Origin of the sequence: Acinetobacter lwoffii (assembly GCF_029024105.1) — a bacterium.
GTDB lineage: Bacteria > Pseudomonadota > Gammaproteobacteria > Pseudomonadales > Moraxellaceae > Acinetobacter > Acinetobacter lwoffii.
This window is the reverse complement of the sequence record NZ_CP118963.1, coordinates 2632180-2658474: the sequence shown is the minus strand read 5'-3', so window position 1 is coordinate 2658474 and position 26295 is coordinate 2632180. Positions and strand designations below refer to the sequence as shown.

Genomic DNA, 26295 nt, shown 5'->3' with positions numbered 1-26295 from the left:
TTATTTTCTGGAAATGAGCAGGTTACTCAGCCGATTCACAAATTGCGGACTCATTCGCGATAAATGAAATAAAAACTGGCTTTTGAAACCAACCAGATGATGCGTTGCTTGCCAGATAGAATCTTTGAGTTCTGCCAGTTTCAGAATATCTTGTGCAACATCTTCTGCTTTTAAATGTACGCCCATCTTTTTGATGCTTTCTGCCTGCATATCTTTGACCATGGCCGTACTGACGAAAAGCGGCATGACATCCAAGACTCGAATCCCATAGGGTTGCCACTCAATATCCAGACTTTCAGTCAGGCCACGCACTGCAAACTTGCTGGTGGAATAACTGCTTAAATCGGCCTGGCCATAAATCGCCGAAGCGGAAGATAGATTGATGATGCGGGCAAATGAAGATTCTTTTAAATAAGGGAAAGCGGCATGACAGCCGTTCATGACTCCTTTAACATTAATATCCAGAGTCCGATGATGCGCCATAATATCAGTTTCTTCAAAAGGGCCTGAATATAAAATCCCGGCATTATTGACCAGAATATTGATTTCACCTGCCCAAGCTGAAAATTCGGCTAAAGCTGTTTCCCAGGACGTATAACCAGCCACATCCAGAAAACCGGCTTTGGCATGTTCGCCCAGTTGCTGGGCCAGTTGTTCTGCCTGCTCCACCTGAACATCATAAATACCCACCTTGTAGCCGTGCTGGTAAAATAGGGCGGCTGTCGCGGCACCAATTCCTTGTGCTGCACCGCTAATCAATATACTGTGCATGTGCCTGATCTCCTTATTGTCTTTTTTTTGAGCATAACAAGAAACTGGCAGATTGACGCGACAATTTGGTAAAAAAAAGAGGTTTTTAAACATGGAACAACTACTCAAGGTCATGCGCGAATTACGTGAAAAATGTCCATGGGATCAGCAGCAGACCCCCGAATCTCTGACCAAATATGCCATTGAGGAAGCTTATGAAGTCGAAGCAGCAGTCCGCTCTGGAAAAGTCGACGATGTCCGCGATGAGCTAGGTGATTTGCTGCTACAGGTGGTGTTCCAGTCGCAAATGTACAGCGAGCAGGGGGCTTTCGATTTTCAGGATGTGGTGCAGGCCATTACCGATAAACTGGTTCGCCGTCATCCGCATGTATTTCAGGCTGAACAATTTGCAAAAATGAGTCCGGAAGATGTGTCTGAGCTATGGAAAGAAATCAAACAGCAAGAAAAGCAGGGCAAGCCGCGTTCACGTCTGGATGATATTAAACATGCACCGGCTTTGGTGCAGGCCGATGAAATTCAAAAAAATGTCGCCAAAATCGGTTTTGATTTTCCGGACATGGCGGGTGCTTATGCCAAGCTGGAAGAAGAACTGGCTGAATTAAAAGCAGCGGTAGCCGGACAAAATTCCGATGAAATACAGGAAGAATTTGGTGACTGCTTATTATCTCTGGTCAATGTTGGACGTAAACTTGGCATCTCCAGCGAGATGGCATTATTGCGGACGATCCATAAATTCCGGACCCGCTTTGCCTTAATGGAAGATCAGGCACAATTACAGCAATTAGACCTGGAAAAACTGTCACTGGCTGAACTTGATCAGCTCTGGGAACAGGCTAAATTAGAATTAAAACAAAGAGCAGCACATGAAAAAAACACCTTATCGAATCGGTCCAACATGGATTAATCTTCTTCTGAGTTGCTGGCTGGGCTTTATTTCTATCGGAACAGCGCATGCGACTGCGACCGATTATATGGAATGGAAGACCCAACAACAGCAACACGACGCCCGCCTGAAGAAAAAAGCTGCCGCTACGGCTTCATCAGAAAGCAATCACTATCTGGCGAAGCCTGCATTATCGGCATCTTCCGCTGCTAATAAAATCAGTTTGAATAATGCAACAGTGGAGCAATTACAGCAGCTAAATGGTATTGGTCAAAAGAAGGCCGAGGCGATTATTGAACATCGGCAAAAAAATGGAAAATTCAAAAGCATTGAAGAGATCCAGCTGGTCAAAGGCATTGGGCCGGCATTGTTTGCCAAAAACAAGGCCAAATTGGCCTTGTAAGGCGACAGCATGGATCATGACTAGCTGATTGATTTGACTCGCAGGATTGACATAATCAAATTGCCCTTTAGGCGTGTAAGCGATATGATTAGCGTCATCTTAGAATTTTACGTTCAGACGTAGGAGACAGCGTCTTTTGCAAACTTTGCGCGCGTCAAAATGTGGTTTATCAACCGCTCAATTACCTTCTTATATTCTCGATGTGATTGATGCCTTAAACAAGGCAGGCTATGAAGCTTATATCGTGGGTGGTGGTGTTCGAGATCTGATGTTAGGTTTGAATCCTAAAGATTTCGATGCAGTTACCAATGCAACCCCGGCTCAGGTCAAGGAAGTTTTCGGACGACGTTGTCGAATTATCGGACGACGTTTCGAACTGGCGCATGTCTATTCAGGGCGGGAACTGGTTGAAGTGGCAACCTTCCGTGCACCACCAAAAAAAGCAGTGACCTCGGCCGCGGGAATGATTCTGCGTGATAACAACTGGGGCAGCATCGAGCAGGATTTTGCCCGTCGTGATTTCTCCATCAATGCAATGTATTACCAGCCACGTAAAGGCATTGTGCTGGATTTCTGCAATGCAGTGGATGATATCCATAGCAAAACCTTACGCTTACTCGGTGATCCGACTTTAAGATTTGAAGAAGATCCAGTGCGGATGCTGCGAACCCTACGTTTTGCCGCCAAGCTGAACTTTAATATTGATGAAGCGATTCTGGATGTCTTTACGCCGGAAATGACCCAGTTGCTGCGTGATGTTTCTCCACATCGACTTTATGATGAATCACAGAAACTGTTTACCATGGGACACCTGAATCGTGTCTTGCCAATGCTGATCGATTTTGGGATCTGGCAGCAGTTATTTGCAGATATCAAGCCTGAAATTACGCCATTTATGGAACGCGCTGCGAAAAATACCGATCAGCGTATTTCTATCGGCAAGACCATCAACCCGGCCTTTTTCTATGCGGTATTGTTGTGGCAGCCATTCCTCGAGCGTTGTGAATTCTATCTAAATAAAGGCGTGGTAGCCGCCGAAGCTCGTGCCCAAGCTGGTCTGGACGTGTTAAAACGTCAGGCGACTCGTACCATTATTCCACGTTTTGCGGAAACCTTTATTCGTGAAGTCTGGGAAATGCAGACTCGTTTGTTGAATCCAAAACCACAGCAAATCGAGGCCTTGTCCAGCCATGCGCGTTTCCGTGCCGGCTTTGACTTTTTGCTGCTGCGTGAAAAATCAGGCGATGCAACTGCACAAGGCATGGGCAGCTGGTGGGATGCTTACCAGCAAATGAGCGGTGACGAGAAAGAACGGGCCATTAGCCAGTATAACCGTCAGCGTGCCAAGAGCCGTCGCAAGGCGAGTCAAGAAGAACATCTGGAACAGAAATTGACCCAGCAGCAAGATCTCACCGAGATTGAACCGTTGGTAAATGAACCTGAACCACGCAATCGTCGAGTGCGCAAAGCCAAGTTTGAAGACAAGGTGAAACCTCTGTCGCATGTAGCAGCCAGTGCCAGTGGTGAAATTGGCCTAGATCATCCGATTATGAAACGTAAGCGGGTGAAACGTGATCTGAGTCAGGTGGTATTTGGGCCAACACAATGATCGTGACGTATATTGGCCTGGGCAGTAACCTGGGTGATTCACGCCAGATTCTGGCAGAAGCTGTACAGAAACTGGCGACCTTGGGGCAGGTGAAAACTTCGCATCTGTATCAAAGTCCACCGATGGGACCACAGGATCAGCCAAACTATCTGAATGCAGTGGTGCAGTTAAATACCGATCTGGCCGCTTTAAGCTTGCTAGATCGTCTGCAAGCCTTTGAGCACGACGCCGGTCGGGTACGTTTACGTCATTGGGGCGAACGTACGCTGGATCTGGACTTGCTGCTCTACGGCAATGAGCAGATTCAAAATGAACGCTTAACTGTGCCGCATGTTGGTGTATTAGAACGTGATTTTGTCCTGCTTCCACTTCTGGATATTGATCCTGAAATACAGGTTCATGGACACAGATTAAAAGACCTAGACATCGTCACACAGTCGACCCTCGCGGTACTCGATGACAGCAACTGGGCAAATATTTAATTTTTAAGTGATGGTAGCTTCGTCAGAACTTTCAAGCATAGAGGAACATTTTCATGGTCAGTCTGAGTGATTTAAGACGCTTTAAAGCAGATGGACGCAAATTTTCATGTCTGACTTGCTATGATGCCAGTATGGCCAAAGCCATGGAAATTGCCGAAGTGGACAGCATTTTAATTGGCGATTCTCTGGGAATGTCAATTCAGGGCCGTGATTCGACTTTGCCGGTTACGGTTGCAGATATGGCTTATCATACGGCTGCGGTACGCCGTGGTAACCAGCATGCCTTTATCATGACTGACTTGCCATTTATGAGCTATGCCACCTTGAATGATGCCTTGCAAAGCTCGAAAACCGTGATGCAGGCCGGCGCGCAAATGGTCAAGATGGAAGGCGGCGCATGGTTGGCAGAAACCGTGCAAGTGCTGACACGTAACGGCATTCCGGTGTGTGTGCATTTGGGTCTTACTCCGCAGTCGGTACATGTGTTTGGCGGTTATAAGCTGCAAGCTCGTACTCGTGAAGCGGCCGATCAGCTCATTGCGGACTGTAAAGCAGTAGTAGAGGCGGGTGCTGCACTATTGTTACTCGAATGCGTACCGGCACAGCTTGGCCAGGAAATCACCGAACTGTTTCCGCAGATTCCGGTGATTGGCATTGGCGCGGGTGCAGCCACTGACGGACAAGTATTGGTGGTTCAGGATATGTTGGGCCTGACCTTTGGCCACACTGCAAAATTTGTACGTAATTTTATGCAAGAACAATCGGGTGCGACCGCCATTCTAGATGCTTTTAAAGCCTACCATGCTGCAGTTTTAGATGGATCTTTCCCGGCACCAGAACAAACTTTTCAGGTTGAATTGTAAGATGAAAACAGAAACCACTATTCAGGGCTTAGCGGCATCCTTAAATCCGGCGCGTACCAGTCGCAAGATTATCGGTTTTGTACCGACCATGGGCAATCTGCATCAGGGGCATTTAAACCTGGTGCGTGAAGCGCGTAAGTTGTGTGATGTAGTGGTGGTCAGTATCTTTGTCAATCCGATCCAGTTTGGACCCAATGAAGATTTTGATAGCTATCCGCGCACGCTTGAGCAGGACCAGCAGCTTTTGGCAGAGGTCGGTTGTGACATCGTTTTTGCGCCGACGGTTGAGCAAATGTATGGTAAAAAACCGCGTCTGACCAATATCAGTGTTTCTGACATTACCAATGATTTATGTGGTTTACAGCGTCCCGGTCATTTTGATGGTGTGGCGGTGGTGGTGACTAAATTGTTTAACATCGTACAGCCGAATTACGCCTTCTTTGGCCAGAAAGATTATCAGCAATTGGCGGTCATTCGTCAGTTTGTACAAGATCTGAATATTCCACTGGAAGTAATTGGTGTGCCGATTGCCCGTGCAGAAGATGGCCTGGCTTTAAGTTCGCGCAATGGTTATTTAAGCGAAGAGCATCGTGCAATCGCACCGGTCATTTATCAAAGCTTGCAAAAGGCTGAACAGCAATTACAGGCAGGCGTGGAACTGGATACGGTATTGGCGGAGCTTCGCCAGACTTTAACCGATGCCGGGTTTGTGGTGGATTATATTGAAGCCAGAACTCCAGAATTACAAAAAATTCATACGTTTAATCAAGATCTTGTGTTATTTATAGCTGCAAAGTTGGGGAATACACGTCTGATCGATAACCTGCAGGTTAAATACACTGCCGGCTAAGATGAAAGGGTAGCATGCATGAAGCGCATTTTAATCGTCACGGGACAATCTGGTTCGGGGAAATCATCTGCATTACAGGTGCTTGAAGATCTGGGTTATTACTGTATTGATAATCTGCCTTTGGCATTGCTTCCCGAAATCGTGGCCAAACTGGACAGTGAAAATAATCTGGAACAGTTGGCGCTGGGCGTCGATGTGCGCAGTACCCGGGCAGATTTACAAGAATTTGATCATGTATTTGAGCAGCTGCAACAGCATGGTTCGGTCGATATTATCTATCTGACCACGCAGGATCAGGAGCTGATTGCCCGCTTTAGTGCTTCGCGTCGGCCGCATCCTCTGGCGTCACGCTTTAAAAGTCTGAATCAATGCATTCAGGAAGAAAAAATCCTGTTGATGCCGATTCAGTTGCGTTCTACAGTTCATATCGATACTACCGATAAAAGCGTACATGACCTGAAACATACCTTATTGTCCAAGCTGGGACAGGCCGATAACCTGATCCTGATTCTGCAATCCTTTGGTTATAAGCATGGCATTCCACTGGATGCCGATTATGTCTTTGATGTCCGGCATTTGCCAAATCCGCATTGGGAACTGGAACTGCGCAAATTTTCAGGGCTAGATCAGCCGGTGCAGGCGTTTTTACAAAAGAGCGATCAGGTCGAGGACATGTTCAATGATCTGTATCATTTTCTGGACAAGTGGTTGCCGACCTTTGCCGAAGGGCATCGTCATTATATGACCGTGTCGATAGGTTGTACCGGTGGTCAGCATCGTTCTGTTTATATTGTGGATAGACTAAAAAAAGCCCTTGAGGCAAAATGGTCTATTCAAGTCCTCCATCGAGAAATGAAGCACTGGTCATGATTGATACGACAGTTGACGTAATTAATAAATTGGGTTTACATGCACGCGCATCTGGTAAACTGATAGAAGTTACCACCAAATTTCGTTCCAGTATTCGGATTGGCAAGGCTGACAAATTGGTAGATGCCAAAAATATCATGTCATTGCTCATGCTTGGTGCAGGCAAAGGAACAACTTTACGCTTAGTGATTGAAGGAGCAGACGAGGACAAAGCCTTATCTGAAATTCAGGCACTATTTGCAGCAAAATTTTATGAGGCAGATTAATCGTGGCACGTCGACCGAACAGTTTAACTGAAGAAGATTTTGATTCTTTAGAGGGACGCGCAAGTAAGACCGAACAGAAAAAAGCAGTCCAGCGTATGGCTGCTTTAGGTGCGCAGCTTGCAGAGCTGAGCGCTAAACAAATTAAAAACCTACCCGTAGATGAGCGTTTGATTGACGCCTTACTTGATGTGCAGGCAATTAGTTCGCATGAAGCACGTCGCCGTCAATTTTCACGGATTGGTAAATTATTACGCAATGAAAATGAAACGGTAATTTTGTCTTATTTAACACCTAAACAAGGTCTTAAAAAGACAGCTCAATTACAGCGTTGGGTGGATCGAATTGTCAAAGATGGTGATCCAGCCATCAATGAATTTACCAAAACCTATAATGCGACAGAGCGTCATACCTTACGTCAACATTATCTTCGGGTACACCGTGATTTAAAGAATCAAGCACCTGAAGAAGAAGTGAATGCTTCTAAATTAAAGCTGTTTAACTATGTACAGCAAGTGGCGTTGATTTCTGACAATTAAGCAGCCATGTAAAAAGGCGGTCTTTTTTAGGCCGCTTTTTTATAGCTATTTTGAACTGATTGGTTTGACTTGGACATGCATAGTCTATAAGTGGTCTATCTTAATATTACTATTCCAGCTTCTAAAACTGCATTGATGATAAAAAATACAAAATTTCTGCAATTAATTTGTTAATGAATGTAAAATCTTTACAATTCTCAGTGGCTTTTTTGGCCTGTTTTTAGTCAATATCCTGATATTTAAATATTTCGTAGACTGGAATTGTTAAGATAGTTTTAAAAATTAAAAAATAATTCTGAGTGTTATTAGATAGATGAAACCTGATATAAAATTTCTTTTTAATCATAAGGTCAAGTTATATAATTGAAAAATCATTAGCTTTTACTCCAAATAGAGTAAAAAGCTATAGTGGGTATTTTTTAGTCAATAGTGTGTTACAGTAAATACAAATAAACATGCTTATTTTAGGTGAGATATATTAATTTCAAATACTTATGTAGGTTTTTTTCGAATAGTAAATTTTCAAGTTATTCTTAATCAATTAAATATCAGTGCTTTGCGGTTAAGAATGTATCTGGATAGAAACAGGTTAACAAATCCTTTAACCTATAGGTGAGTTTTCATCGTTGAGTAAATATAGAATCTTTGTTATTGATTGTATGAATTTGGTCGGCAGTGTTTTCTATATTCCATAAACATTCAGAGAGGCAGACATGGAACTAAAACTGCTAGAGGTCGGTCAGAATACGGAGCAATTAAGCTCGTGCCGTATATCTCTCATTTTAGGTGTCTATACCTCCAACAACCTATTAGACACCTTTTGTAAGATCGCCCGTAAAGTTTTAAACGTTAAAACCAGTATTATCGGCTTCCACACGGAACCCTATATCTGGTACATCTGTCCGCGCGGTTTTCGGGCCTTGCACGCCCCACAGGAAGTGAATCTGCCTGCGTATCTGCAACAGTCAGATGTCATTGACCAGACGCATCCTGCTTATACAGAATTGTCAAATTATGTGAAAGATCTCGGTGTAGCGCATCAGAGATTAGTCGCCTTTAATTTAAAATCAAGTAGCGGTGTGTCTTTTGGACAGGTCATTTTCTTTGATGATCAGACTGAACTGTTCGATCAGGACGATATTGCCACCATCAAACAATTTGCTGAAAGTTTAGTGATTCGAATTCAGCTCAATCAAGAACATACTGAGTTGAAAGAATTATACGAGCAGCAATGCGCACAAAATTTCAGTAAAACTAAATTTTTCCAGATTATTGCGCATGATCTGCGTGCACCGTTTCACGGCTTGCTCGGCTTTTCCGAAGTACTGGCACAGGAACGTGACACACTGGATGAATCCAGTATTCAGAGTATTGCGGATTATTTATATGATAATGCACAATCGACCTATAACCTGCTGGAAAGCCTGCTGACTTGGGCGATGGCAGAGGGTGGGCGCTTTGTTTATCATCCGATCAATTATGAATTGAAACAGTCCAGCAAGATTGTATGTGGTGTTCTGAAAAGTTTGGCCTTAAATAAAAAGATCGAACTGGTCGATAATATTCCTGAAGACATCAAGGTACATGCGGATATCAACATGATTACCTCTGTCTTGCAAAACCTGGTGTCGAATGCGCTTAAATTTACCCCGGTGAATCAAGGCGGTAAAGTGATTTTAGCTGCAGAGATGGAAGGCGAGCAGGTCAAGATTACGATTCAGGATACTGGCCTGGGCATGACCGAAGAACAGATGCAGAATCTGTTTAAACCGACTTTGGGTGTGAGTGTCAGAGGCACAGCTGAAGAGAAAGGGGTAGGTTTGGGTCTGGTACTCTGCAAGCGCTTTATTGACCTGAACCATGGTCAAATTGCTGTAGATTCCAAAGAGGGCCGTGGTACGACCTTTACTGTGCATTTGCCGATGGTTACCAATGATCATCAGGCGCTAGTGCTTGAAGATGTACATGCCGAGCAATCTTAAAAGGTAAATTTCAAACTAAAACATTCCCACTGAGACAAAACTCCTGCTATCTTTAGTGTGAAAGAGGACTCCACCCAACATTAGGGTGGAGGTGAATTTCACGACTTTTTTTTAGTGCAATATGATAGAATAATTTGCATTAAGTTTCTGTATCTAAATAGATTTAAGGCGAAATGAAGATCAACAAAGCGTACAAATTTAGGCTTGAGCCTAATGCGGAACAGGAGCTTGTTTTAAACAAGTTGCTTGGCTCTGCACGTTTTGTTTGGAATCAAATTTTAGCTGTTTCGTTCGAGATGCTTGCTAATAATGAGCGAATCAACAAAGTTAATTTAGTCAATAAAATTCCTGAATTACGCAAAAAACCTGAATGTGCTTTTCTAGAAAACAGCTCAAATGGCGTTTCACTCCAACAAAAAGTTCGTGATCTTGGTGATGCTTGGGGGAAGTTTTTTAACAAAAAGGAACAAGCTAAGTTAAAGCAAAAACCATTTAGAGCTAAGAAGCCACGATTTTTTAAATTATCCGATGGTGGTGAAGTTCAACTTAGAACACTTATGCCACGATTCAAAAAGAAATCTGATGGTTATGATTCCATTCGTATTGTTCAATTTGGCAGATATTGTTGGGTTAAAGGCAACCAAGTTAAGTTACCTAATGACATTGGCGTTGTGAAATTCAGAAAATCACAAAATATTGTGGGTGAGATTAAGAACGTCACAATCTCAAAGCATGTCGGGAAATGGTATGTGTCATTTGGTGCTGAAAACACAGTAGAAGCACCAGTCCACCCATCAAAATCAGCCGTTGGCATTGATTTAGGTGTTAAAAAGTTAATTACAACGTCTAGTGGTCAAGTATTCGACCCGATCAATAGTTTCAAGGCCAATCAAGTAAAGTTGGCTAGGCTTCAGCGCAAGCTGAGAAAGAAAAACAAGTTCAGTCAAAATTGGAAAAAGCTGAATCTCAAGATCAATACATTACACCATCATATTGCCAATATTCGGCATGACTACTTGCACAAAGTCACCACAACGCTCAGCAAAAACCACGCAATGATCGTAGTTGAGGACTTAAAAGTAGCCAATATGTCGAAGTCAGCGAAAGGCTCAATCGAGAAAAAAGGAAAGAATGTTAAAGCCAAGTCCGGCTTAAATAAATCAATCCTGGATCAAGGTTGGTCAATGCTTGTTAATATGTTGGTGTACAAACAGCAATGGCGAGGTGGTTTACTCGTTAAAGTTGACCCTAAATATACAAGTCAGACTTGTAGTTCATGTGGTCACGTTGCAAAAGAAAATAGGCTTACTCAAGCAAACTTTAGTTGTGTCGAGTGTAGCTTTGGCGAGAATGCAGATATTAATGCTTCTCGCAATATTTTGGCGGTAGGACATACCGTTTTGTCTGTGGAGGGTGGATGCGGTAAAGGTCGCCTTGCGAAGCAGAAAGCAAGTGAAATCCGTGAGGAAGTCACCTAAGAGCTTTTACTTTTAGAATCCCCCACTTGAACATCGTGAAAGTGGTGGGAGTATGTCAAAACTAAGCAGAATGTTTCAGGGGAAGAGTTGAGTGATGAATGCGGCACAATTGCAGAAAACCTTAAGAGCTAGCCAATATACCGAACAGGTATTGGCCAATCACCAGAGTTTACTGGAACAGGATTATGCAATTGATCAGTTTCAAGGCTCACTCAGTCGGGAATATATTGATCAGCTGGTGCAGCACTGCATCCTGAATATAAGCGATGAAGCAACGTGGATGCGCGCAATGCGTATTCTGCGGGCTCGTTTGATGTTTCGCTGGATCTGGCAGGATGCCAATCAACTCACCGATGTTATTACCCTCACTCAAGAACTCTCCGATTTTGCCGATGCCTGCATCTGTGCGGCGAAAGATTTTGCCCGTATTCCGGTCGCTGCCAAGTATGGCCAGCCGATTGGCTATAACGGAAAAGTCCAGGATCTGATTGTCATCGCGATGGGCAAACTCGGCGCCCAAGAACTCAATCTTTCCAGTGATATCGACTTGATTTTTGCCTTCGATGAGCAGGGTGAAACCGATGGGCGCAAATGTATTGATGTGCAGCAGTTTTGCATCCTGTGGGGACAGAAACTGATTCATTTGCTGGATCAGATCACGGCGGATGGTTTTGTATTCCGGGTGGATATGCGCCTCCGTCCCTGGGGCGATGGTTCGGCGCTGGCCATTAGCCACGCGGCCTTGGAAAAATATCTGAGCCAGCATGGGCGTGAATGGGAGCGTTATGCCTGGATTAAAGCGCGTATTGTCAATCCAAGTCCGGAAGGCGATGAGCTGCTGGAGATGACCCGTCCATTTGTATTTCGCAAGTACGTCGATTACAGCGCTTTTGAAGCCATGCGCGAAATGAAAGCTATGATCGAGCGCGAAGTACAGCGCCGTAATATTGAAGATGATATCAAGCTCGGAGCCGGTGGCATTCGCGAAGTCGAGTTTATCGTGCAGGTGTTTCAGTTGATTTACGGCGGCGCCAAACTTGAATTGCAGGATCGGCAGTGTCTGGTGAATCTGAATCATCTGGATGATGCCGAGTTACTGGATGAACAGGCGGTGCAGGATCTGGAAGATGCTTACTTATTCCTGCGTCGGGTCGAGCACGCGATTCAGGCACTGCATGATCAGCAAACGCAATCACTACCGACTGAGCCAGAGTTAAGGGCGCGTATAACGGACACGCTTGGTTTTGCTAATTGGGATAGCTTTATGGCATATCTCAATGAGAAACGTGACAAAGTTATGTATCAGTTTGATCATTTAATTAAGGAAAATGGTCCAGATACCCTGGTTGAAAGTTTTTCACAGCTGGAAAAAAAACTCAAAGAAGTGTTGGATGAGAATGCGAAGAATCTCGTTTATGAGTTTTGGAATGGGCATGCCTTAAAAAAATTACCGGCAAAGGCGGTACAACGTTTAAAAACCTTCTGGCCACATTTAATTGAAGCCGTTTTACAGTCAAATGATCCTCAGGTGGCGTTGGTACGCTTAATGCCCCTAGTTGAATCAGTGATGCGCCGTACGGTATATCTGGTGATGTTAATCGAGAGCAAAGGCGCATTGCAGCGTCTGGTTAAAATGGCAACGGTTAGTCCATGGATTTGCGAAGAACTGACTCATTATCCGGTACTGCTGGATGAATTCCTGTCAATGGATTTTGAATTGCCAAAACGTCAGGATCTGGAAGATTCCTTGCGCCAGCAACTGTTGCGCATTGAAGTTGATCAGGTCGAAGACCAGATGCGGGTCTTGCGCCTGTTTAAAAAATCCAATGTACTTGCTGTAGCCGCCAGTGATGTGCTGGCAGAAAGCCCGTTGATGAAAGTTTCTGATGCCTTGACCGATATTGCTGAAGTATCGGTGAATGCAGCGCTGCATCTGGCCTATCAGATTGTGGCGAAAAAGCATGGTTTTCCACTGGATGCAGAAGGGCAGCGCTGTTCAGTCGAGCATACTGCTTTTGCAGTCATTGGTTATGGTAAAGTCGGTGGTATTGAACTGGGTTATGGCTCGGATCTGGATCTGGTCTTTATTCACTATATGGGTGAACAGGCCGATACCGATGGACTCAAGCCGATCAGTGGTTTTGAGTTTGCCATGCGTGTCGCACAAAAGTTTATGTCCCTCATGACCACGCAAACCCTAGATGGACGCGTATATGAAGTCGATACCCGCTTGCGTCCATCGGGCGAAGCTGGGCTTTTGGTGACCAGTTTGAAAGCCTTTGAACAATATCAGTTCAAGAGTGCCTGGTTATGGGAGCATCAGGCCTTGGTGCGAGCCCGTCCGATTGCGGGTGAAATGAGCTTGCGGAAAAAGTTTGAAGTCTTGCGCCGGGATATTTTGATTCAGCCTCGCGATGAAAATTATGTACGGGCAGAAGTACTGAAAATGCGTCAGAAAATGAAGGAGCATCTCGGTTCTTCTAAAGAGCAAAAAAAAGATGGTATTTTTCATTTAAAACAAGATGCAGGTGGTATCGTAGACATCGAATTTATGGCACAGTATGCGGTGTTGGCCTGGAGTGGGACGAATAAAGATCTCGCCCATTTCTCCGACAATGTACGAATTCTTGAGGATGCCGCAAAATCAGGTTGCTTATCCAGCGACGATGCGACTGCTCTGATTCAAGCTTATCTCCGTGAACGCGCCGAGAGCCATCGCTTAGCCCTTGCAAATCAATCCATGCAAGTGTCTGCAAGCGACTGGCACGATACCCGAATGACCGTTTGCAAGTTATGGCAAAGACTAATTGATCCAAGTGCAGACTTTGTACTGGATAGTGAATAATTGTGAGAAATTGGAGTTTGTGGCATGAATTTGGCTGATCGTGATGGTTTCATTTGGCAAGATGGACAACTAGTTGACTGGCGTGAGGCAAAAACTCACGTATTAACACATACTTTGCATTACAGCATGGGTGTGTTTGAAGGTGTCCGAGCTTATGAAACCCCGAATGGAACGGCTATTTTCCGTCTAAAAGAACATACCAAGCGTTTGTTGAATTCTGCAAAAATTTATCAAATGAAAGTTCCATTTGATCAAGCAGCATTAGAACAGGCTCAAATTGATGTTGTTCGTGAAAACAAATTAGCGTCTTGCTATTTACGTCCAATTATTTTTATTGGTTCTGAAAAACTCGGTATCGCTGCAACTGACAATACCATTCATGCCGTAGTTGCGGCATGGAGCTGGGGGGCGTACCTGGGCGAAGAAGCAATGGCGAAGGGTATTCGCGTAAAAACTTCTTCATTTACCCACCATCATCCGAACGTGACCATGTGTAAGGCCAAAGCATCAGGTAACTACACCTTGTCCATTCTTGCACATCAGGAAGTGGCGCATTCAGGTTATGACGAAGCAATGCTGCTCGACCCGCAAGGCTATGTATGCCAAGGTTCAGGTGAAAACGTATTCCTGGTGCGTGATGGCGTGATTCATACGCCTGATATCGCAGGCGGTGCATTGGATGGTATTACCCGTCAAACCATTATTACTATTGCTAAAGACCTGGGTTATGACGTAATTGAACGCCGTATTACCCGTGATGAGTTCTACATCGCAGATGAAGCATTCTTTACCGGTACTGCTGCAGAAGTCACACCAATCCGTGAATACGATGATCGTCAGATTGGTGAGGGTGTACGTGGTCCAATCACCACTCAAATCCAGAAAGCATACTTCGATGCAGTTCAGGGCAAAGACCCTAAATATGCACACTGGTTAACTTATGTGAAGTAATTAAGAATTTACTGATTGAAAAAACCTCTCATTTGAGAGGTTTTTTTTAACTGATGTACTTATTCTGCCGAACTTATGTCATCATATTCACCATCAAGAAGATTTTAAGATGAGCTTAGGCATACGCAATGAGTAACATCGTTATTTGTATGAAATGGGGAACCAAATACGGTTCGGAATACGTCAATCGTTTATACAATATGGTTAAACGACACACGACAGTCGACTTTAAAATGGTCTGTCTGACGGATCGTACTGAAGGCATTGATCCTGCGGTGCAATGTTTTCCTATTCCACCTTTGGCATTGCCTGAAGGTGCACCTGAGCGTGGCTGGAACAAGCTATCTACTTTTGAACCTGATCTTTATGGTTTGGAAGGCAATGCACTCTTCCTCGATCTTGATGTAGTGATTGTCGATAATATCGATGAGTTCTTTACCTATCCGGGCGACTTCCTGATTATCCATGATTGGAAACGGCCGTGGCGTATCACCGGTAATAGTTCGGTTTACCGGTTTAAGTTGGGTGCTTTCCCGGGTCTATTACCTTATTTCCGTGAAAACTTTGATGAAATCCGTAAAAAATTCCGTAATGAGCAAGCCTATTTGTCTTGGTACGTAGACCGTGAAGGTAAACAGACATACTGGCCAGAAAGCTGGTGCAAGAGCTATAAATATCATTGCCTGCAAAAAATTCCGATGGCTTATTTTAAGCCGCCTGTGAAGCCTGAAGGTGCCAAAATCATTGTTTTTCATGGCGAGATTAATCCGCCAGATGCAGTGAATGGTGGGGGTGGTAAATGGTATCGTTATGTGTTGCCATCGCAGTGGATTAAGGACGCTTGGCAGTAAGTTATAGAGTTTATTCAAGCTAATTGTTGATTAGAAGTATTATGGAAAAAATAGATTTTGTTATTGCGTGGGTCGATGGCAATGATGTAAAGCATCGACTTAAAAGGCAACAGTTTCAATCTACTAATATCGTAAAAGGTTCAGCAGAAGAAACTCGATTTGCTAGTAATGATGAAATCTATTTTTCAATTGCTTCAATTCTTAAATATGTTCCCTATTTTGGAACAATTTATATTATTACGGATGAACAGCAGCCTGCACATATTCATGATTTTTTCGAACAGGGATTATGTGCTCCTGAGCAGATAAAAATAATTGATCATAGAACAATATTTGCTGGTCATGAGCAATACTTGCCTACATTTAATTCTTTAAGTATTGAAACTATGCTTTGGAATATTCCAGGGTTATCAAAGTATTTTATTTATTTGAATGATGATTTCTTCTTTAATGCCTCATCTGAATTAGATGATTTTTTAGTTGGTGACCAGATAAAAGTCTATGGACATTGGGAAAATAACTCCTTAATTAAAGCAAAATTTAATCTACGTAAAGGTCTTAATAAATATTTTGGTAAACCTTTACAGCCTAAATATACAATTGCTCAAATGCTTAGTGCTGAATTATGTGGATTTAATAAATATTATGAAATTCATCATCGTCCCCATATATTGGATCGTGATGTACTACAAAATTATTTTCAAAAATACCCTACAACATTAGCTGAACAGATTAGGTATCGTTTTAGAAGTGCTTTTCAATTTTTACCAGTAGGGCTGAATAACCATTTAAAAATTCGAGAAGAAAAAACAATCTTGTGTAATGATATAAATATTGCTTACTTAAAAAATGAAGCTTCAGTATCTACATTTTTATCAGACCTGAATAATCCAGCTGTTAAATTCGGTTGTATTCAGAGTTTAGATCAATTTGATCCAAAAGAAGCAGAAAAGGTATCTTTTGCTTTAATTGCTAAATTAAAAAACTATTTACCTCTATCTATTCAGCATTAAGAGTTAATCATGAAAGTTGTAACTTATTTAATTAATTTAGACGGAAGTGATGAGCGTCTAGCTGCAGCAACTCAGCAGCTTAATAGTGTGGGCTGGAGGTTTGAACGTTTTGCTGCTTATGATGGTCGGGGTAAAGCACTCTCTGAATTCATAAATTATAATGACGATCAAACTAATAAGGTATTAGGTCGTAGTTTAATGAATTCCGAGTTAGGTTGTTATTTAAGTCATTATGGATGTGCTGAAAAATTTTTAGCCACTGATGCAGATTATTTAGTGGTTTTGGAAGATGACCTTAAAATTAATAGTGACTTTAAGATTAAAATTGACAGCATCATTGAATATTTGCACCAACATCAAGATTTAAACTGGTATCTTATTAATATTGCTGCAAAAAAGAAAAAACTTGCAAAAGATATTACGCAAATAGGGGATATAAGTCTATGGCATGCTTTTTATTTCCCAATTCGTGGCTTAGGGTTAATCTGGTCGCGGCAGGGAGCACAGGCTTTTGTTGAGGCAGGCAAAACTATAAATATGCCGGTTGATATCTTCTTCCAGTCTTGGTTAAGTCAAAATGGCAAAGGTTTAGGGATTTGGCCACCACTAGTGAAGCCAGCAGGGGTCGATAGTGATATTTTGGGAACGGTTGCTACTCAGGGGATTTCTCGCAAAGCACTTGAAAATAGAAGCCGCTCCTATGGATTTAAAAAACAAAAGCGCATGTGGTGTGATCGTTATTATGCGATCAAGCACTTGATTAGTTCAAAGTAAGTAAATTCTATGAAAAATATTGTAATTAGCCTGAAGACGGCAAAAGCACGCCGTGAACATATTGAAAAAGAATTTGGTAAACAGAATATTGGTTTTGAATTTTTTGATGCTCTGGTCCCTGATTTAGCAAAGCCACTTGCAGAGAAAATGCAATTAAATGTTGAGGATGAATACTTAACAGGTGGGGAGTTGGCTTGCTTTATGAGTCATGTGTCAGTTTGGCAAAAAATGGTCGATGAGCAGCTTCCATATGTTGCAATATTTGAAGATGATGTTTTTTTAGGGGAAAGAGCATTTGAAATCTTTAATTCATCTTCGTGGATTCAAGAAGATTGGCATATTATCAAAACGGAAGCATTTTCTGAAAAGGTTTTATTAGCTAAAGAAGTCTACAGAATCAACGATACAAACCGTCAGATTGCTCGTTTAACTGGAAAAAATTTAGGAACAGCGGGTTATATATTGTCACTTAAGGGTGCTATGGCTTATCTAAATTATATTAAACAATCATCTTTGAGTCCTTTAGATGAAATGATGTTTAGAGATTTTATTCATGCTAAGCACTGTGATGTTTATCAAATGTCACCTGCCAGTTGTATACAGGAAATGATGTTATATCCAGAGAAAAAAACTGTTCTGTCTAGTGATTTAATTGATGAACGTAAAGCCAGAATGAAGAAATATAAGAAAAAAGGTTGGATGAAAGTAGAGAAGGAAATTAGCCGAATTATCAATCAAGTTAAATATTATTTTTTAGGGAAAGTAGTTTCTTTTAAATAAGATTAAATTACTGAGAGTGGATTTTTTAATCCATTCTCAGTGAACGACGATTCATTTTATGGATATGATTATTCTGAGTTGCTAATTTTAAATCTTTTCCTTGGGAAGAATAGACTTGATACAGATGTGGTAAGGTATCATCTAATATAGGTAATAATTGGAATTTATCCCTTAATGTTAATTCATTGAACATAATTTGAAAAAAGAAATAATGTGGAATTGTATTTTGAGTTTTCCAAAAATTGAGTAAAAGATCTAAACATTTGTGTAGGTTTGCTTGTTTAGGTTTTGCAACTATAAAACTATTTAATATATTTACTTTTGAATCTGAGTCCCAGCAAAAATAATCTTGATTAAAATTATTCCAAAACTCTTGATTGGTAGCATCTTTAGTCCTTTGGTACATAAATAAATTACTATTTTTTATTTCATCTGGAATTGGGCCTGTAAGTAAAATAGTAGCATCCATCCAGATTCCACCATAAACATCAAGTAATGCTAAACGAATAAGGTCAGCAAAAAAGGCATGCTTATATTCTTCATTCTTTTTCTTTTCCCAGACAAAATCAGGAAAATTAATATATTCCGAGATATTGTTTTCATCAAGACGGATGATAGTATAGTCTTGTTTAAACTCATCAATAGATTGACAACATTTCTTTACTATAATTGGTAAAGCATTTTCTTCAAATCCTTGACCCCAATATTGCCAAATGATTTTTTTACCTACTAAGTCTTTTTGGGGTTTTAGATCAAAAAAACTTAAGAGTGCTTTGTCATAAGCATCAATAAAGGAGTTAAAACACTTGGCAATATGATTTTTATTACGCTTATTAGCTTCTTTATCAATTCTTTTACGGAAATATTTGGGGATTAGATAATAAAATAGACGCCATGGATATTTTTTACGGATGGTTGAAATGAGAGAGTGAAAGGGTTCTTTAGATGAAAAAACTTTTGATATATTGTTTGAGTCTAAATGAAATTCTTTTTTTGGGTTTACCATTTAATTTTTTCCATTCAATTTGATCAATATATTGATCTGTTTCCCCACGAAGAAAAGCATGTCCACCAAATCGATAATGTGATTTATCAGAAAACATGACTTTCGACTCTTTCTTCCAATATTCTTTCTCACCACGAGTAAAATATGGCGGCAGTATTTTAACATCTGTTCTATCAAGAGCATATTTATTTAGATGACTTTCATCATGCCATAGAGCAATAATATTCTGATCTAAGTCCTCTTTGGTCTTACGATTTAAATGTTCACACATCTCAAGAAAATTTACTGATTTCCCACCGTTTAATGCCCCTGTAAAGTAGTGTTTACCCTGAGAAAGTGGAATATATGCATTTGAAAGTGGATTTCTATCATATGTAAATTGCTTTTTATTTTTATGGAATGCATGAGGCTGATGAGTTAAAACTAAATTTTCAGCACTGTTTAATGGAAGTAGATCTTCTTCTGTAATAGTTTTAACAATTTCAGTATTTGCATTGAAGAAGAAAATATAATCAAATTTTTTTAATTGATTCTTTTGGGTTAAAAAGATATTAAATCTCATTAAGGTGTCATACGGCCAACCTAATTTTGGTTGCTTAATATAAGTAATATTTTCTTCAATATCACTTTCTAATAATTCTTTGCAGTCTGTAAATACAAAATAATGTTTTGAACTATTTAATAAAAGATTTTGCTCAGCTGATTTATAAAAAAAATCCCAGAACTTGATATATCGACCAGTTGCAATGTATAGAATAGCCACTTTAGTTTTGTTGTACATGTAAAAATTTCCTCTTAATTTATTTTCAATAAAACTTTTTTTTATTTAATGTCTTCCTAAAGCGTTTATACCCCCACAAATATTGTTCTGGAGCGACATTAATCATGCGCTCCATTTCTTTATTTAAGGTATCAACTGACAGTTGTAAATCTTTAGATAAAATATCATTTGATAACTTAGTCACGTAAATATCATAACCGGAAAAATCTTCACGTCTTAAACAACTAAGCCCAACTACAGAACATTGTGTTTTAGCTGCCAGTTTGGAAAGAAGCGTAGAGGACAGCGCATTTTGACCATAAAAATAAGAATAGATTCCACCAGATTCTTTAGGAACATGATCCGGCAAAATTGCAGAAAAACCACCCTGTTTTAAATGCTTAAACACAGCACGTACCCCAGAATCATCTGTAGGGACCAGTGTTGCATTCAGGCGTTGCCGAGCTTCAAGCATAAAGCGGTCAACATCCTGATTCTTGCTGGGCTTATACATAATCACAGGGGAGGTATGTTGATTTACCCAAACATTTAATAGCTCCCACGTACCAAAATGTGGAACTACAGCCAAGCAGCCCTGAGGATTTTGCAAAGCTTGCAGGAAAATATCTTTGCCATGCACATCCTGAATTAAAGACAGCGCGTATTCAGGAGATGATCCCCAAATCTTGACTGATTCCGCATAAGTCATGCACTGACTTTTCAGGCTGCGTTTGGTCAAATCAGCCCGTTCAGATTCAGAAAGTTCTGGATAAGCAGAGGCCAGATTAATCTCAGTCACTCGGCGTGCAGAAGAATGGCTGAAATACAAAAGAGATCCAGCCAGTTGCGCAAGATTTTGAATGAATCTTAGTGGAAGCTTGGAGAAATTTTTGAGTAGGGTGTACATGCTATCCAGATGGTCAGATTATAGGTCTTTGTCCGGATTGCCCTTCAGCACCATATAAATCAAACCTACAAAAATCAGCAGGGCACCTAAAATACTGCTCAGGCAAAAATACACAATACGGTCATTGGTATCGAGGTTGAACAGGTTGTTGGCAAGGATATAGCGCATGAACAGCCATTGAACCACTGAAAATACAATAAGCATAATGCTGCGATTACGAACTGCAGGACGCATAGCCATTGCTAATTACCTTAGATTAAAAACTGTGGCTATTATGCCACTGTTCCAGATACGACTCAATCTTACAAAAAAAGCCCCGCACGAGGCAGAGCTTTTTCACTTAATACTTCAAGAATTATTCTTGAGATTCAGCTTTTGGTTTTTCACGTAAGCGAATACCCAGGTCACGCAGTTGATTTGATTCAACTGGAGCAGGTGCTTGCGTTAATGGACATTCAGCAGTCTTGGTTTTCGGGAATGCGATGACATCACGAATCGAAGCACCGCCAGTCATGAGCATCACAAGACGGTCAAGACCAAATGCCAAACCACCATGCGGAGGCGCGCCATAACGTAATGCATTTAACAAGAAACTGAATTTCTCTTCTGCTTCTTCTTCACCAATACCAAGTGCTTCAAAGATCGCTTTTTGCATTTCAAGATTGTGAATACGCAGTGAACCACCACCGATTTCAGTACCGTTCAAAACCATATCGTAAGCAACAGACAACGCAGCACCTGGATTGTTCTTCACTTCTTCTACGCTTGATTTTGGTAGCGTGAATGGATGGTGAACAGAGGTCCATTTACCATCATCAGTTTCTTCGAACATTGGGAAATCAACAACCCAAAGTGGTGCCCACTCACAAGTTGCAAGTTTCATATCATGACCGATCTTCACACGAAGCGCACCCATGGCATCGTTTACAACTTTGGCTTTGTCTGCACCGAAGAATACGATGTCGCCATTTTCAGCGCCAACACGTTTCAATAGATCAAGTACGATTGGCTCGATGAATTTCACGATTGGAGATTGAAGACCTTCGATGCCTTTTTCAAGTTCGTTGACTTTGATGTAAGCCAAACCGCGTGCACCGTAGATGCCTACAAATTTGGTGTATTCATCAATCGCGCTACGTGGCAGTGAACCCGCACCCGGTACGCGAAGCGCAACGATACGACCTTTAGGATCTTTAGCAGGACCTGCGAATACTTTGAACTCAACGTCTTGCATCAAGTCTGCAACGTCAACCAGTTTCAACGGAATACGCATATCTGGTTTGTCAGATGCATAGTCACGCATTGCATCGTTGTAGGTCATGCGTGGGAATTTATCAAACTCTACGTTTAGAAGTTCTTTGAACATCTTCACGGTTAAAGTTTCCATTAAATCCATAATGTCATCGTCACTCATGAACGATGTTTCAACGTCGATTTGGGTGAATTCAGGCTGACGGTCAGCACGTAAGTCTTCATCACGGAAACATTTCGCGATTTGGTAGTAACGATCAATACCGCCGACCATCAACAACTGTTTGAATAGCTGTGGCGATTGTGGAAGTGCGTAGAAGCTACCGTTAGATACGCGGCTTGGCACTAAATAGTCACGCGCACCTTCAGGCGTTGCACGAGTTAAGATCGGAGTTTCAACGTCTAGGAAGCCATTGTCTTCGAAGTAGTTACGAATCAGGTTGGTTAATTTAGAACGAAAACGTAAACGATCTAGCATTTCTGGACGACGGATGTCCAGGAAACGGTATTTCAAACGAATTTCTTCAGAAATATTGGTGTTTTCGTCATTCAAAGGGAATGGCGGAGTTTCAGACTGAGCAAGAACTTCAATTTCTTTACCCAAGACTTCGATTTGACCGCTCACCATATTGGCATTTTCTGTGCCTTCATAACGGCGACGCACACGGCCTGTAATTTTTAATACAAATTCTGAACGTACTTTATCAGCAGTTGCGAATGCTTCAGGAGTATCTGGGTCAATAACCACTTGAACAAGACCATCACGGTCACGCATGTCAAGGAAGATTACACCACCGTGGTCACGGCGACGGTGTACCCAACCGCATAATGTTACGGTTTGGTCAATTTGAGCTTCGGTTAAAGAACCGCAGTAATGAGTTCGCATCATAGCGTTAGAAATCCAACTATATGGGTTAAGGTCAGCGAATACGTAAACAGCGTACCGCTTTGAGTAAAGGTAGGATTATGCCTCTTTGGGCATGTTGTCACAAGAACTTGGGTCAAAAACAATATCATTTTAAAGTGAATAGGCGCAAAGCCAGTGCTTTGTTTAATCCATCCTGTGCTCTCTGTCTAAAAATAAAAACAGTAAACAGCCCAGACTGAAGGTGATCAGAAAGCCTTGGCTAAATTCATTGATCGAGCGACCAGTAAAATAATAGAGGTCTGATTGCCAGACTTCCGTAGAAATATAGCGCGCATAATCCCAGACAGAAAATAGGCCGGTAAATATAGAAAAGAGCAATAAGCCCCAGGCAAAGGATTTGATTTTCACACTGACTGCAAGATATTGCTGATGAGTTTTATAGTAATGCAGGCTCATCCACAGGATAAGAGGCAAGACAATCACTGAGGTGCCAATCTGTAAAATTCGGTGCAGCGGATAACTTTGTCCAAGCAACTGAAAATGTTGGGCTAAGACGTTATGAAAGGCAAAAGTTCGAAAGTCGACATGCGTTAGTCCATCCCAGATTAAATGGGTGGCTGTACCAATGATGACTGCCAGACACATCACCAGGATGAATTTTAGTGCTGCAAGGATATTGTGAATCTTTAAATCATGCTGAATACCGATGAAACGGTAAATAGCTGGGCGATATAGACCATACCAGATCATGCAGAAAATAAGTCCGATCCACAGGTCAGGATGTATCAGCGAAGACCATAAATGCGTGATATTTGAATTACTCGAAGTAAAGAGACGATATAAATCGGGCACCATACAGCCAATCGCCAGCGCAGCAACAGGAAGTCTATTCCCAGTCAAATATGAAATAGGTGGAGCAAGCACAGCATGCGACAAGGTAAAGGGCATAAAGATAATGTTTTAATGTAATCAAAAATATTCAAAGGGCATTCTAATAAAATATAACACTGAGTATCGTAAAGGATTGCAAAAACAATGAAATGTTATATTATAACATTAATCCAAATTGCTGAATTTGAGCTTCGGTCATGTCCTTCCCTAAGAATCTAATAACATTGTCAATTTTTGCTGTAGTTGCGCCTACAGTATTTGCAGAGCAATCCTCATCTTCTATCCCGGTTCAGACCATGGACACTATTCAGGTGCAAGCTCATCCATTGGTGCAGACTGCGGCGGATTTCGCGGTTGCAGATCAGGTCGTGGATCAGAAAGCGCTGTCTGAACGTGCTACCACCATTGGGGATGCCTTGGCAGATGAGCTGGGTGTTTATTCTAATCAATATGGTTCAGGCTCAAGCCGTCCTGTGATTCGTGGTCAAGATGGTCCACGTGTGAAAGTGTTGCAGCATGCTTCTGAAACAGCGGATGTATCCACTTTGTCTCCTGACCATGCAGTAACCGTTGATCCGATTCTGGCGAAACAGGTCGAAGTGATTCGTGGTCCATCTACATTACTTTATGGTGCCGGTACAGTCGGTGGTCTGGTGAATGTCACTGATCAAAAAATTCCGACCCAGATGCCTGAAGATGGTTTGGAAGGTACAGTCGGCCTGCGTTATAACTCAGGCAGTGATGAAAAACTGGCAAGTGCTGGTGTGACAGCGGGTATTGGTGAAAACTTTGCTTTGCGTGTAGAAGGCTCAAAACGTAAAGCCAATGATTATATTGCACCGGATTATTTTCATGAGCATGATGACGAATTAGAAAAAGAACGTCGTGTGGGCAATACTTTTGCTGAAGGGCAAACAGTCAATATTGGCGGATCATGGATTCATGATCGTGGTTTTGTCGGTCTGTCTTATAGCAACCGTCAGGATCAGTATGGCTTACCAGGGCATAGTCATGAATATCATGGTTGTGTTTTACATGGTGATCATTTTCATGGTTGTCCAACACCTGACCCAGATGCACCAGCCCATGAAGAGCATGGTGGACCATGGGTAGATTTAAAATCTGAACGCTATGAAGTACGCACCGAACTGGAACAGCCTTTTGCCGGTGTTGAAAAACTACGTGCACATGCCAGCATTACCGATTATGAACACAATGAACTTGAAGAAAGTGAAGTCATTAGTAACTTTAAAAGCAAAGGTTATGACGGCCGTTTAGAGTTGGTGCATGTGCCAGTTGCAGGCTGGGAAGGGGTGATTGGAACCCAGATTTCACAGCAAAAAATTAATCTTGCCGCATCAGAGCATGACCATCATGAAGATGGCGATGAGGACGATGAAGAACATCATGTTCATAGTTCAGGTGTCGTGATGCCGGACACAAAAACTGACAAATTCAGTCTTTTTGCTTTAGAGCATAAGCAACTTGGCGATGTGCATGTTGAACTTGGTGCGCGTGTCGATCATCAAAAAGTGAAAGTAGATTCGGATCAGAAAGATTATTCGGGGACTGGTGTCTCTGCATCCGCTGCTGCCAACTGGGAATTTGCACCGGACTACAAACTTTCTGTAGTGGGATCACATCAGCAGCGTTTGCCTTTAGCTCAAGAACTCTATGCTGATGGCTTGCATTTTGCGACCAATACCTATGAACTAGGTAATCCTGATCTCGATAAAGAAACTTCAAATAATCTCGAGTTAGGTCTGCATTATGAAGGGGATAAACTGGATTACCGTGTGCATGTCTATCACAACTGGTTTGATGATTATATCTATGGCGAAACGGTAGCGCAAAAAGGTAATTTACGTGGCGTGCAATATACCCAGGACAAAGCCAGATTCTATGGTACAGAAGCACAAGCCGGGTATCAGATCAATGATATGTATAAGCTCAGCGTCTTTGGGGACTATGTACGTGGCAAGATTGAAGGCGAAAATGCACCACGTGTACCTGCAGGTCGCTTAGGCACCAAAGTAGAAGCAGACTTTGCCGATGGCTGGTCAGGTTTGGCTGAGTATTATCATGTCTTTAATCAGGACAAAATCGCCAGCTATGAAGATGAAACCCAAGGCTACAATATGGTGAATGTTGGCCTGAGTTATGCCAATAGCATTGCAGATAACAATGCTTATCGAGTTTATTTCAAGGCCAATAACCTGCTCGATGATCAGGTGTATTCACATACTTCCTTCCTGTCGAATATTCCGCAGGTGGGTCGCAACTTTACTGTCGGCGTGCAGTATGATTTCTAACAGGTCTACTGAAATAATCGACCAAATCATCTAGATCTCACTGAAATCTACTTGAAAAATCATAAGATAAAACCTAGCCTGAGTATATTGGGT

General features: G+C 41.8%; 25 protein-coding genes. 18 read left to right on the top strand and 7 right to left on the bottom strand.

Features of this window, described 5'->3' with window-relative positions; genetic code table 11:
- Complete coding sequence (locus PYW33_RS12845) at nt 1-771, bottom strand: SDR family oxidoreductase (protein ID WP_004647474.1); 771 nt, start codon at nt 769-771, stop codon at nt 1-3.
- A gap of 91 nt (nt 772-862) precedes the next feature.
- Between PYW33_RS12845 and mazG the strand changes: the two genes are divergently transcribed.
- The 17 genes from mazG (at nt 863) to PYW33_RS12760 (ending at nt 18207) form a co-directional block, all read left to right on the top strand.
- The gene (mazG, locus tag PYW33_RS12840; RefSeq protein ID WP_004647475.1) at nt 863-1675 is read left to right on the top strand and encodes a nucleoside triphosphate pyrophosphohydrolase; all 813 of its coding nucleotides are present in this window, start codon (nt 863-865) and stop codon (nt 1673-1675) included.
- A complete protein-coding gene (locus PYW33_RS12835; protein WP_004647476.1) occupies nt 1635-2057 on the top strand; it encodes a ComEA family DNA-binding protein in 423 nt (140 codons plus the stop codon). Before mazG ends, PYW33_RS12835 begins: the two co-directional genes overlap by 41 nt.
- 136 nt (nt 2058-2193) lie before the next feature.
- Complete coding sequence (gene pcnB / locus PYW33_RS12830) at nt 2194-3666, top strand: polynucleotide adenylyltransferase PcnB (protein WP_004647477.1); 1473 nt, start codon at nt 2194-2196, stop codon at nt 3664-3666.
- Nucleotides 3663-4148 (top strand): 2-amino-4-hydroxy-6-hydroxymethyldihydropteridine diphosphokinase, encoded by a 486-nt coding sequence (gene folK / locus PYW33_RS12825; RefSeq protein ID WP_004647478.1) that lies wholly within the window; start codon nt 3663-3665, stop codon nt 4146-4148. Before pcnB ends, folK begins: the two co-directional genes overlap by 4 nt.
- Before the next feature lie 53 nt (nt 4149-4201).
- On the top strand, nt 4202-5011 hold the full coding sequence (gene panB / locus PYW33_RS12820; protein ID WP_004278337.1) for a 3-methyl-2-oxobutanoate hydroxymethyltransferase: 810 nt from the start codon (nt 4202-4204) through the stop codon (nt 5009-5011).
- Between the two features lies 1 nt (nt 5012).
- Nucleotides 5013-5861 carry a pantoate--beta-alanine ligase gene (gene panC / locus PYW33_RS12815; RefSeq protein ID WP_004647479.1) on the top strand — a complete coding sequence of 283 codons (849 nt, stop codon included), beginning with the start codon at nt 5013-5015 and terminating at the stop codon, nt 5859-5861.
- An 18-nt stretch (nt 5862-5879) separates the two neighbouring features.
- Nucleotides 5880-6731 carry an RNase adapter RapZ gene (gene rapZ, locus PYW33_RS12810; RefSeq protein WP_004278335.1) on the top strand — a complete coding sequence of 284 codons (852 nt, stop codon included), beginning with the start codon at nt 5880-5882 and terminating at the stop codon, nt 6729-6731.
- Nucleotides 6728-6997, top strand: coding sequence for an HPr family phosphocarrier protein (locus PYW33_RS12805; protein WP_016806787.1), 270 nt, complete (start codon nt 6728-6730; stop codon nt 6995-6997). The genes rapZ and PYW33_RS12805 overlap by 4 nt, the downstream gene beginning before the upstream one ends.
- A gap of 2 nt (nt 6998-6999) precedes the next feature.
- Entirely contained in the window at nt 7000-7533 is a 534-nt protein-coding gene (yjgA, locus tag PYW33_RS12800) for a ribosome biogenesis factor YjgA (protein ID WP_004278333.1), read from the top strand.
- A gap of 713 nt (nt 7534-8246) precedes the next feature.
- Complete coding sequence (locus PYW33_RS12795) at nt 8247-9515, top strand: sensor histidine kinase (RefSeq protein WP_004647481.1); 1269 nt, start codon at nt 8247-8249, stop codon at nt 9513-9515.
- A 173-nt stretch (nt 9516-9688) separates the two neighbouring features.
- Complete coding sequence (locus PYW33_RS12790; RefSeq protein ID WP_004647482.1) at nt 9689-10993, top strand: RNA-guided endonuclease InsQ/TnpB family protein; 1305 nt, start codon at nt 9689-9691, stop codon at nt 10991-10993.
- Nucleotides 10994-11087: 94 nt separating this feature from the next.
- Entirely contained in the window at nt 11088-13838 is a 2751-nt protein-coding gene (gene glnE / locus PYW33_RS12785; protein ID WP_004647483.1) for a bifunctional [glutamate--ammonia ligase]-adenylyl-L-tyrosine phosphorylase/[glutamate--ammonia-ligase] adenylyltransferase, read from the top strand.
- 24 nt (nt 13839-13862) lie between these two features.
- Nucleotides 13863-14789 carry a branched-chain amino acid transaminase gene (locus PYW33_RS12780; protein ID WP_004278329.1) on the top strand — a complete coding sequence of 309 codons (927 nt, stop codon included), beginning with the start codon at nt 13863-13865 and terminating at the stop codon, nt 14787-14789.
- 128 nt (nt 14790-14917) lie between these two features.
- Nucleotides 14918-15640 carry a hypothetical protein gene (locus PYW33_RS12775; protein ID WP_004647484.1) on the top strand — a complete coding sequence of 241 codons (723 nt, stop codon included), beginning with the start codon at nt 14918-14920 and terminating at the stop codon, nt 15638-15640.
- Between the two features lie 41 nt (nt 15641-15681).
- The gene (locus PYW33_RS12770; RefSeq protein ID WP_004647485.1) at nt 15682-16653 is read left to right on the top strand and encodes a Stealth CR1 domain-containing protein; all 972 of its coding nucleotides are present in this window, start codon (nt 15682-15684) and stop codon (nt 16651-16653) included.
- A 9-nt stretch (nt 16654-16662) separates the two neighbouring features.
- The gene (locus PYW33_RS12765; RefSeq protein ID WP_004647486.1) at nt 16663-17427 is read left to right on the top strand and encodes a glycosyltransferase family 25 protein; all 765 of its coding nucleotides are present in this window, start codon (nt 16663-16665) and stop codon (nt 17425-17427) included.
- Nucleotides 17428-17436: 9 nt separating this feature from the next.
- On the top strand, nt 17437-18207 hold the full coding sequence (locus tag PYW33_RS12760; protein ID WP_004647487.1) for a glycosyltransferase family 25 protein: 771 nt from the start codon (nt 17437-17439) through the stop codon (nt 18205-18207).
- Between the two features lie 25 nt (nt 18208-18232).
- Here PYW33_RS12760 and PYW33_RS12755 read toward each other — a convergent pair whose 3' ends face one another.
- The 6 genes from PYW33_RS12755 to PYW33_RS12730 all read right to left on the bottom strand — a co-directional run bounded on the left by PYW33_RS12755 (nt 18233) and on the right by PYW33_RS12730 (nt 23947).
- Complete coding sequence (locus PYW33_RS12755; RefSeq protein WP_016806789.1) at nt 18233-19213, bottom strand: capsular polysaccharide synthesis protein; 981 nt, start codon at nt 19211-19213, stop codon at nt 18233-18235.
- Nucleotides 19149-19994, bottom strand: coding sequence for a family 6 glucosyltransferase (locus PYW33_RS12750; protein ID WP_004647488.1), 846 nt, complete (start codon nt 19992-19994; stop codon nt 19149-19151). Before PYW33_RS12750 ends, PYW33_RS12755 begins: the two co-directional genes overlap by 65 nt.
- A gap of 25 nt (nt 19995-20019) precedes the next feature.
- Nucleotides 20020-20880 carry a lysophospholipid acyltransferase family protein gene (locus PYW33_RS12745; RefSeq protein ID WP_004647489.1) on the bottom strand — a complete coding sequence of 287 codons (861 nt, stop codon included), beginning with the start codon at nt 20878-20880 and terminating at the stop codon, nt 20020-20022.
- An 18-nt stretch (nt 20881-20898) separates the two neighbouring features.
- Nucleotides 20899-21120 carry a hypothetical protein gene (locus tag PYW33_RS12740; protein ID WP_004278319.1) on the bottom strand — a complete coding sequence of 74 codons (222 nt, stop codon included), beginning with the start codon at nt 21118-21120 and terminating at the stop codon, nt 20899-20901.
- 115 nt (nt 21121-21235) lie between these two features.
- Entirely contained in the window at nt 21236-23020 is a 1785-nt protein-coding gene (aspS, locus tag PYW33_RS12735) for an aspartate--tRNA ligase (protein WP_004647490.1), read from the bottom strand.
- A 162-nt stretch (nt 23021-23182) separates the two neighbouring features.
- Entirely contained in the window at nt 23183-23947 is a 765-nt protein-coding gene (locus PYW33_RS12730; RefSeq protein ID WP_004647491.1) for a DUF4184 family protein, read from the bottom strand.
- Nucleotides 23948-24087: 140 nt separating this feature from the next.
- On the opposite strand from PYW33_RS12730, the gene znuD reads away from it, so the two are divergent.
- Nucleotides 24088-26202 (top strand): zinc piracy TonB-dependent receptor ZnuD, encoded by a 2115-nt coding sequence (gene znuD, locus PYW33_RS12725; RefSeq protein WP_004647492.1) that lies wholly within the window; start codon nt 24088-24090, stop codon nt 26200-26202.
- Nucleotides 26203-26295 lie beyond the last annotated feature (93 nt).

Excerpts from the sequence above, each read along its gene's own strand:
- PYW33_RS12845 (WP_004647474.1), bottom strand. The coding sequence starts at position 771 with ATGCACAGTATATTGATTAGCGGTGCAGCACAAGGAATTGGTGCCGCG.
- mazG (WP_004647475.1), top strand. The coding sequence starts at position 863 with ATGGAACAACTACTCAAGGTCATGCGCGAATTACGTGAAAAATGTCCA.
- PYW33_RS12835 (WP_004647476.1), top strand. The coding sequence starts at position 1,635 with ATGAAAAAAACACCTTATCGAATCGGTCCAACATGGATTAATCTTCTT.
- folK (WP_004647478.1), top strand. The coding sequence starts at position 3,663 with ATGATCGTGACGTATATTGGCCTGGGCAGTAACCTGGGTGATTCACGC.
- panB (WP_004278337.1), top strand. The coding sequence starts at position 4,202 with ATGGTCAGTCTGAGTGATTTAAGACGCTTTAAAGCAGATGGACGCAAA.
- panC (WP_004647479.1), top strand. The coding sequence starts at position 5,013 with ATGAAAACAGAAACCACTATTCAGGGCTTAGCGGCATCCTTAAATCCG.
- rapZ (WP_004278335.1), top strand. The coding sequence starts at position 5,880 with ATGAAGCGCATTTTAATCGTCACGGGACAATCTGGTTCGGGGAAATCA.
- PYW33_RS12805 (WP_016806787.1), top strand. The coding sequence starts at position 6,728 with ATGATTGATACGACAGTTGACGTAATTAATAAATTGGGTTTACATGCA.
- PYW33_RS12795 (WP_004647481.1), top strand. The coding sequence starts at position 8,247 with ATGGAACTAAAACTGCTAGAGGTCGGTCAGAATACGGAGCAATTAAGC.
- PYW33_RS12790 (WP_004647482.1), top strand. The coding sequence starts at position 9,689 with ATGAAGATCAACAAAGCGTACAAATTTAGGCTTGAGCCTAATGCGGAA.
- glnE (WP_004647483.1), top strand. The coding sequence starts at position 11,088 with ATGAATGCGGCACAATTGCAGAAAACCTTAAGAGCTAGCCAATATACC.
- PYW33_RS12780 (WP_004278329.1), top strand. The coding sequence starts at position 13,863 with ATGAATTTGGCTGATCGTGATGGTTTCATTTGGCAAGATGGACAACTA.
- PYW33_RS12775 (WP_004647484.1), top strand. The coding sequence starts at position 14,918 with ATGAGTAACATCGTTATTTGTATGAAATGGGGAACCAAATACGGTTCG.
- PYW33_RS12770 (WP_004647485.1), top strand. The coding sequence starts at position 15,682 with ATGGAAAAAATAGATTTTGTTATTGCGTGGGTCGATGGCAATGATGTA.
- PYW33_RS12765 (WP_004647486.1), top strand. The coding sequence starts at position 16,663 with ATGAAAGTTGTAACTTATTTAATTAATTTAGACGGAAGTGATGAGCGT.
- PYW33_RS12760 (WP_004647487.1), top strand. The coding sequence starts at position 17,437 with ATGAAAAATATTGTAATTAGCCTGAAGACGGCAAAAGCACGCCGTGAA.
- PYW33_RS12755 (WP_016806789.1), bottom strand. The coding sequence starts at position 19,213 with ATGGTAAACCCAAAAAAAGAATTTCATTTAGACTCAAACAATATATCA.
- PYW33_RS12750 (WP_004647488.1), bottom strand. The coding sequence starts at position 19,994 with ATGTACAACAAAACTAAAGTGGCTATTCTATACATTGCAACTGGTCGA.
- PYW33_RS12745 (WP_004647489.1), bottom strand. The coding sequence starts at position 20,880 with ATGTACACCCTACTCAAAAATTTCTCCAAGCTTCCACTAAGATTCATT.
- PYW33_RS12740 (WP_004278319.1), bottom strand. The coding sequence starts at position 21,120 with ATGGCTATGCGTCCTGCAGTTCGTAATCGCAGCATTATGCTTATTGTA.
- aspS (WP_004647490.1), bottom strand. The coding sequence starts at position 23,020 with ATGATGCGAACTCATTACTGCGGTTCTTTAACCGAAGCTCAAATTGAC.
- PYW33_RS12730 (WP_004647491.1), bottom strand. The coding sequence starts at position 23,947 with ATGCCCTTTACCTTGTCGCATGCTGTGCTTGCTCCACCTATTTCATAT.
- znuD (WP_004647492.1), top strand. The coding sequence starts at position 24,088 with ATGTCCTTCCCTAAGAATCTAATAACATTGTCAATTTTTGCTGTAGTT.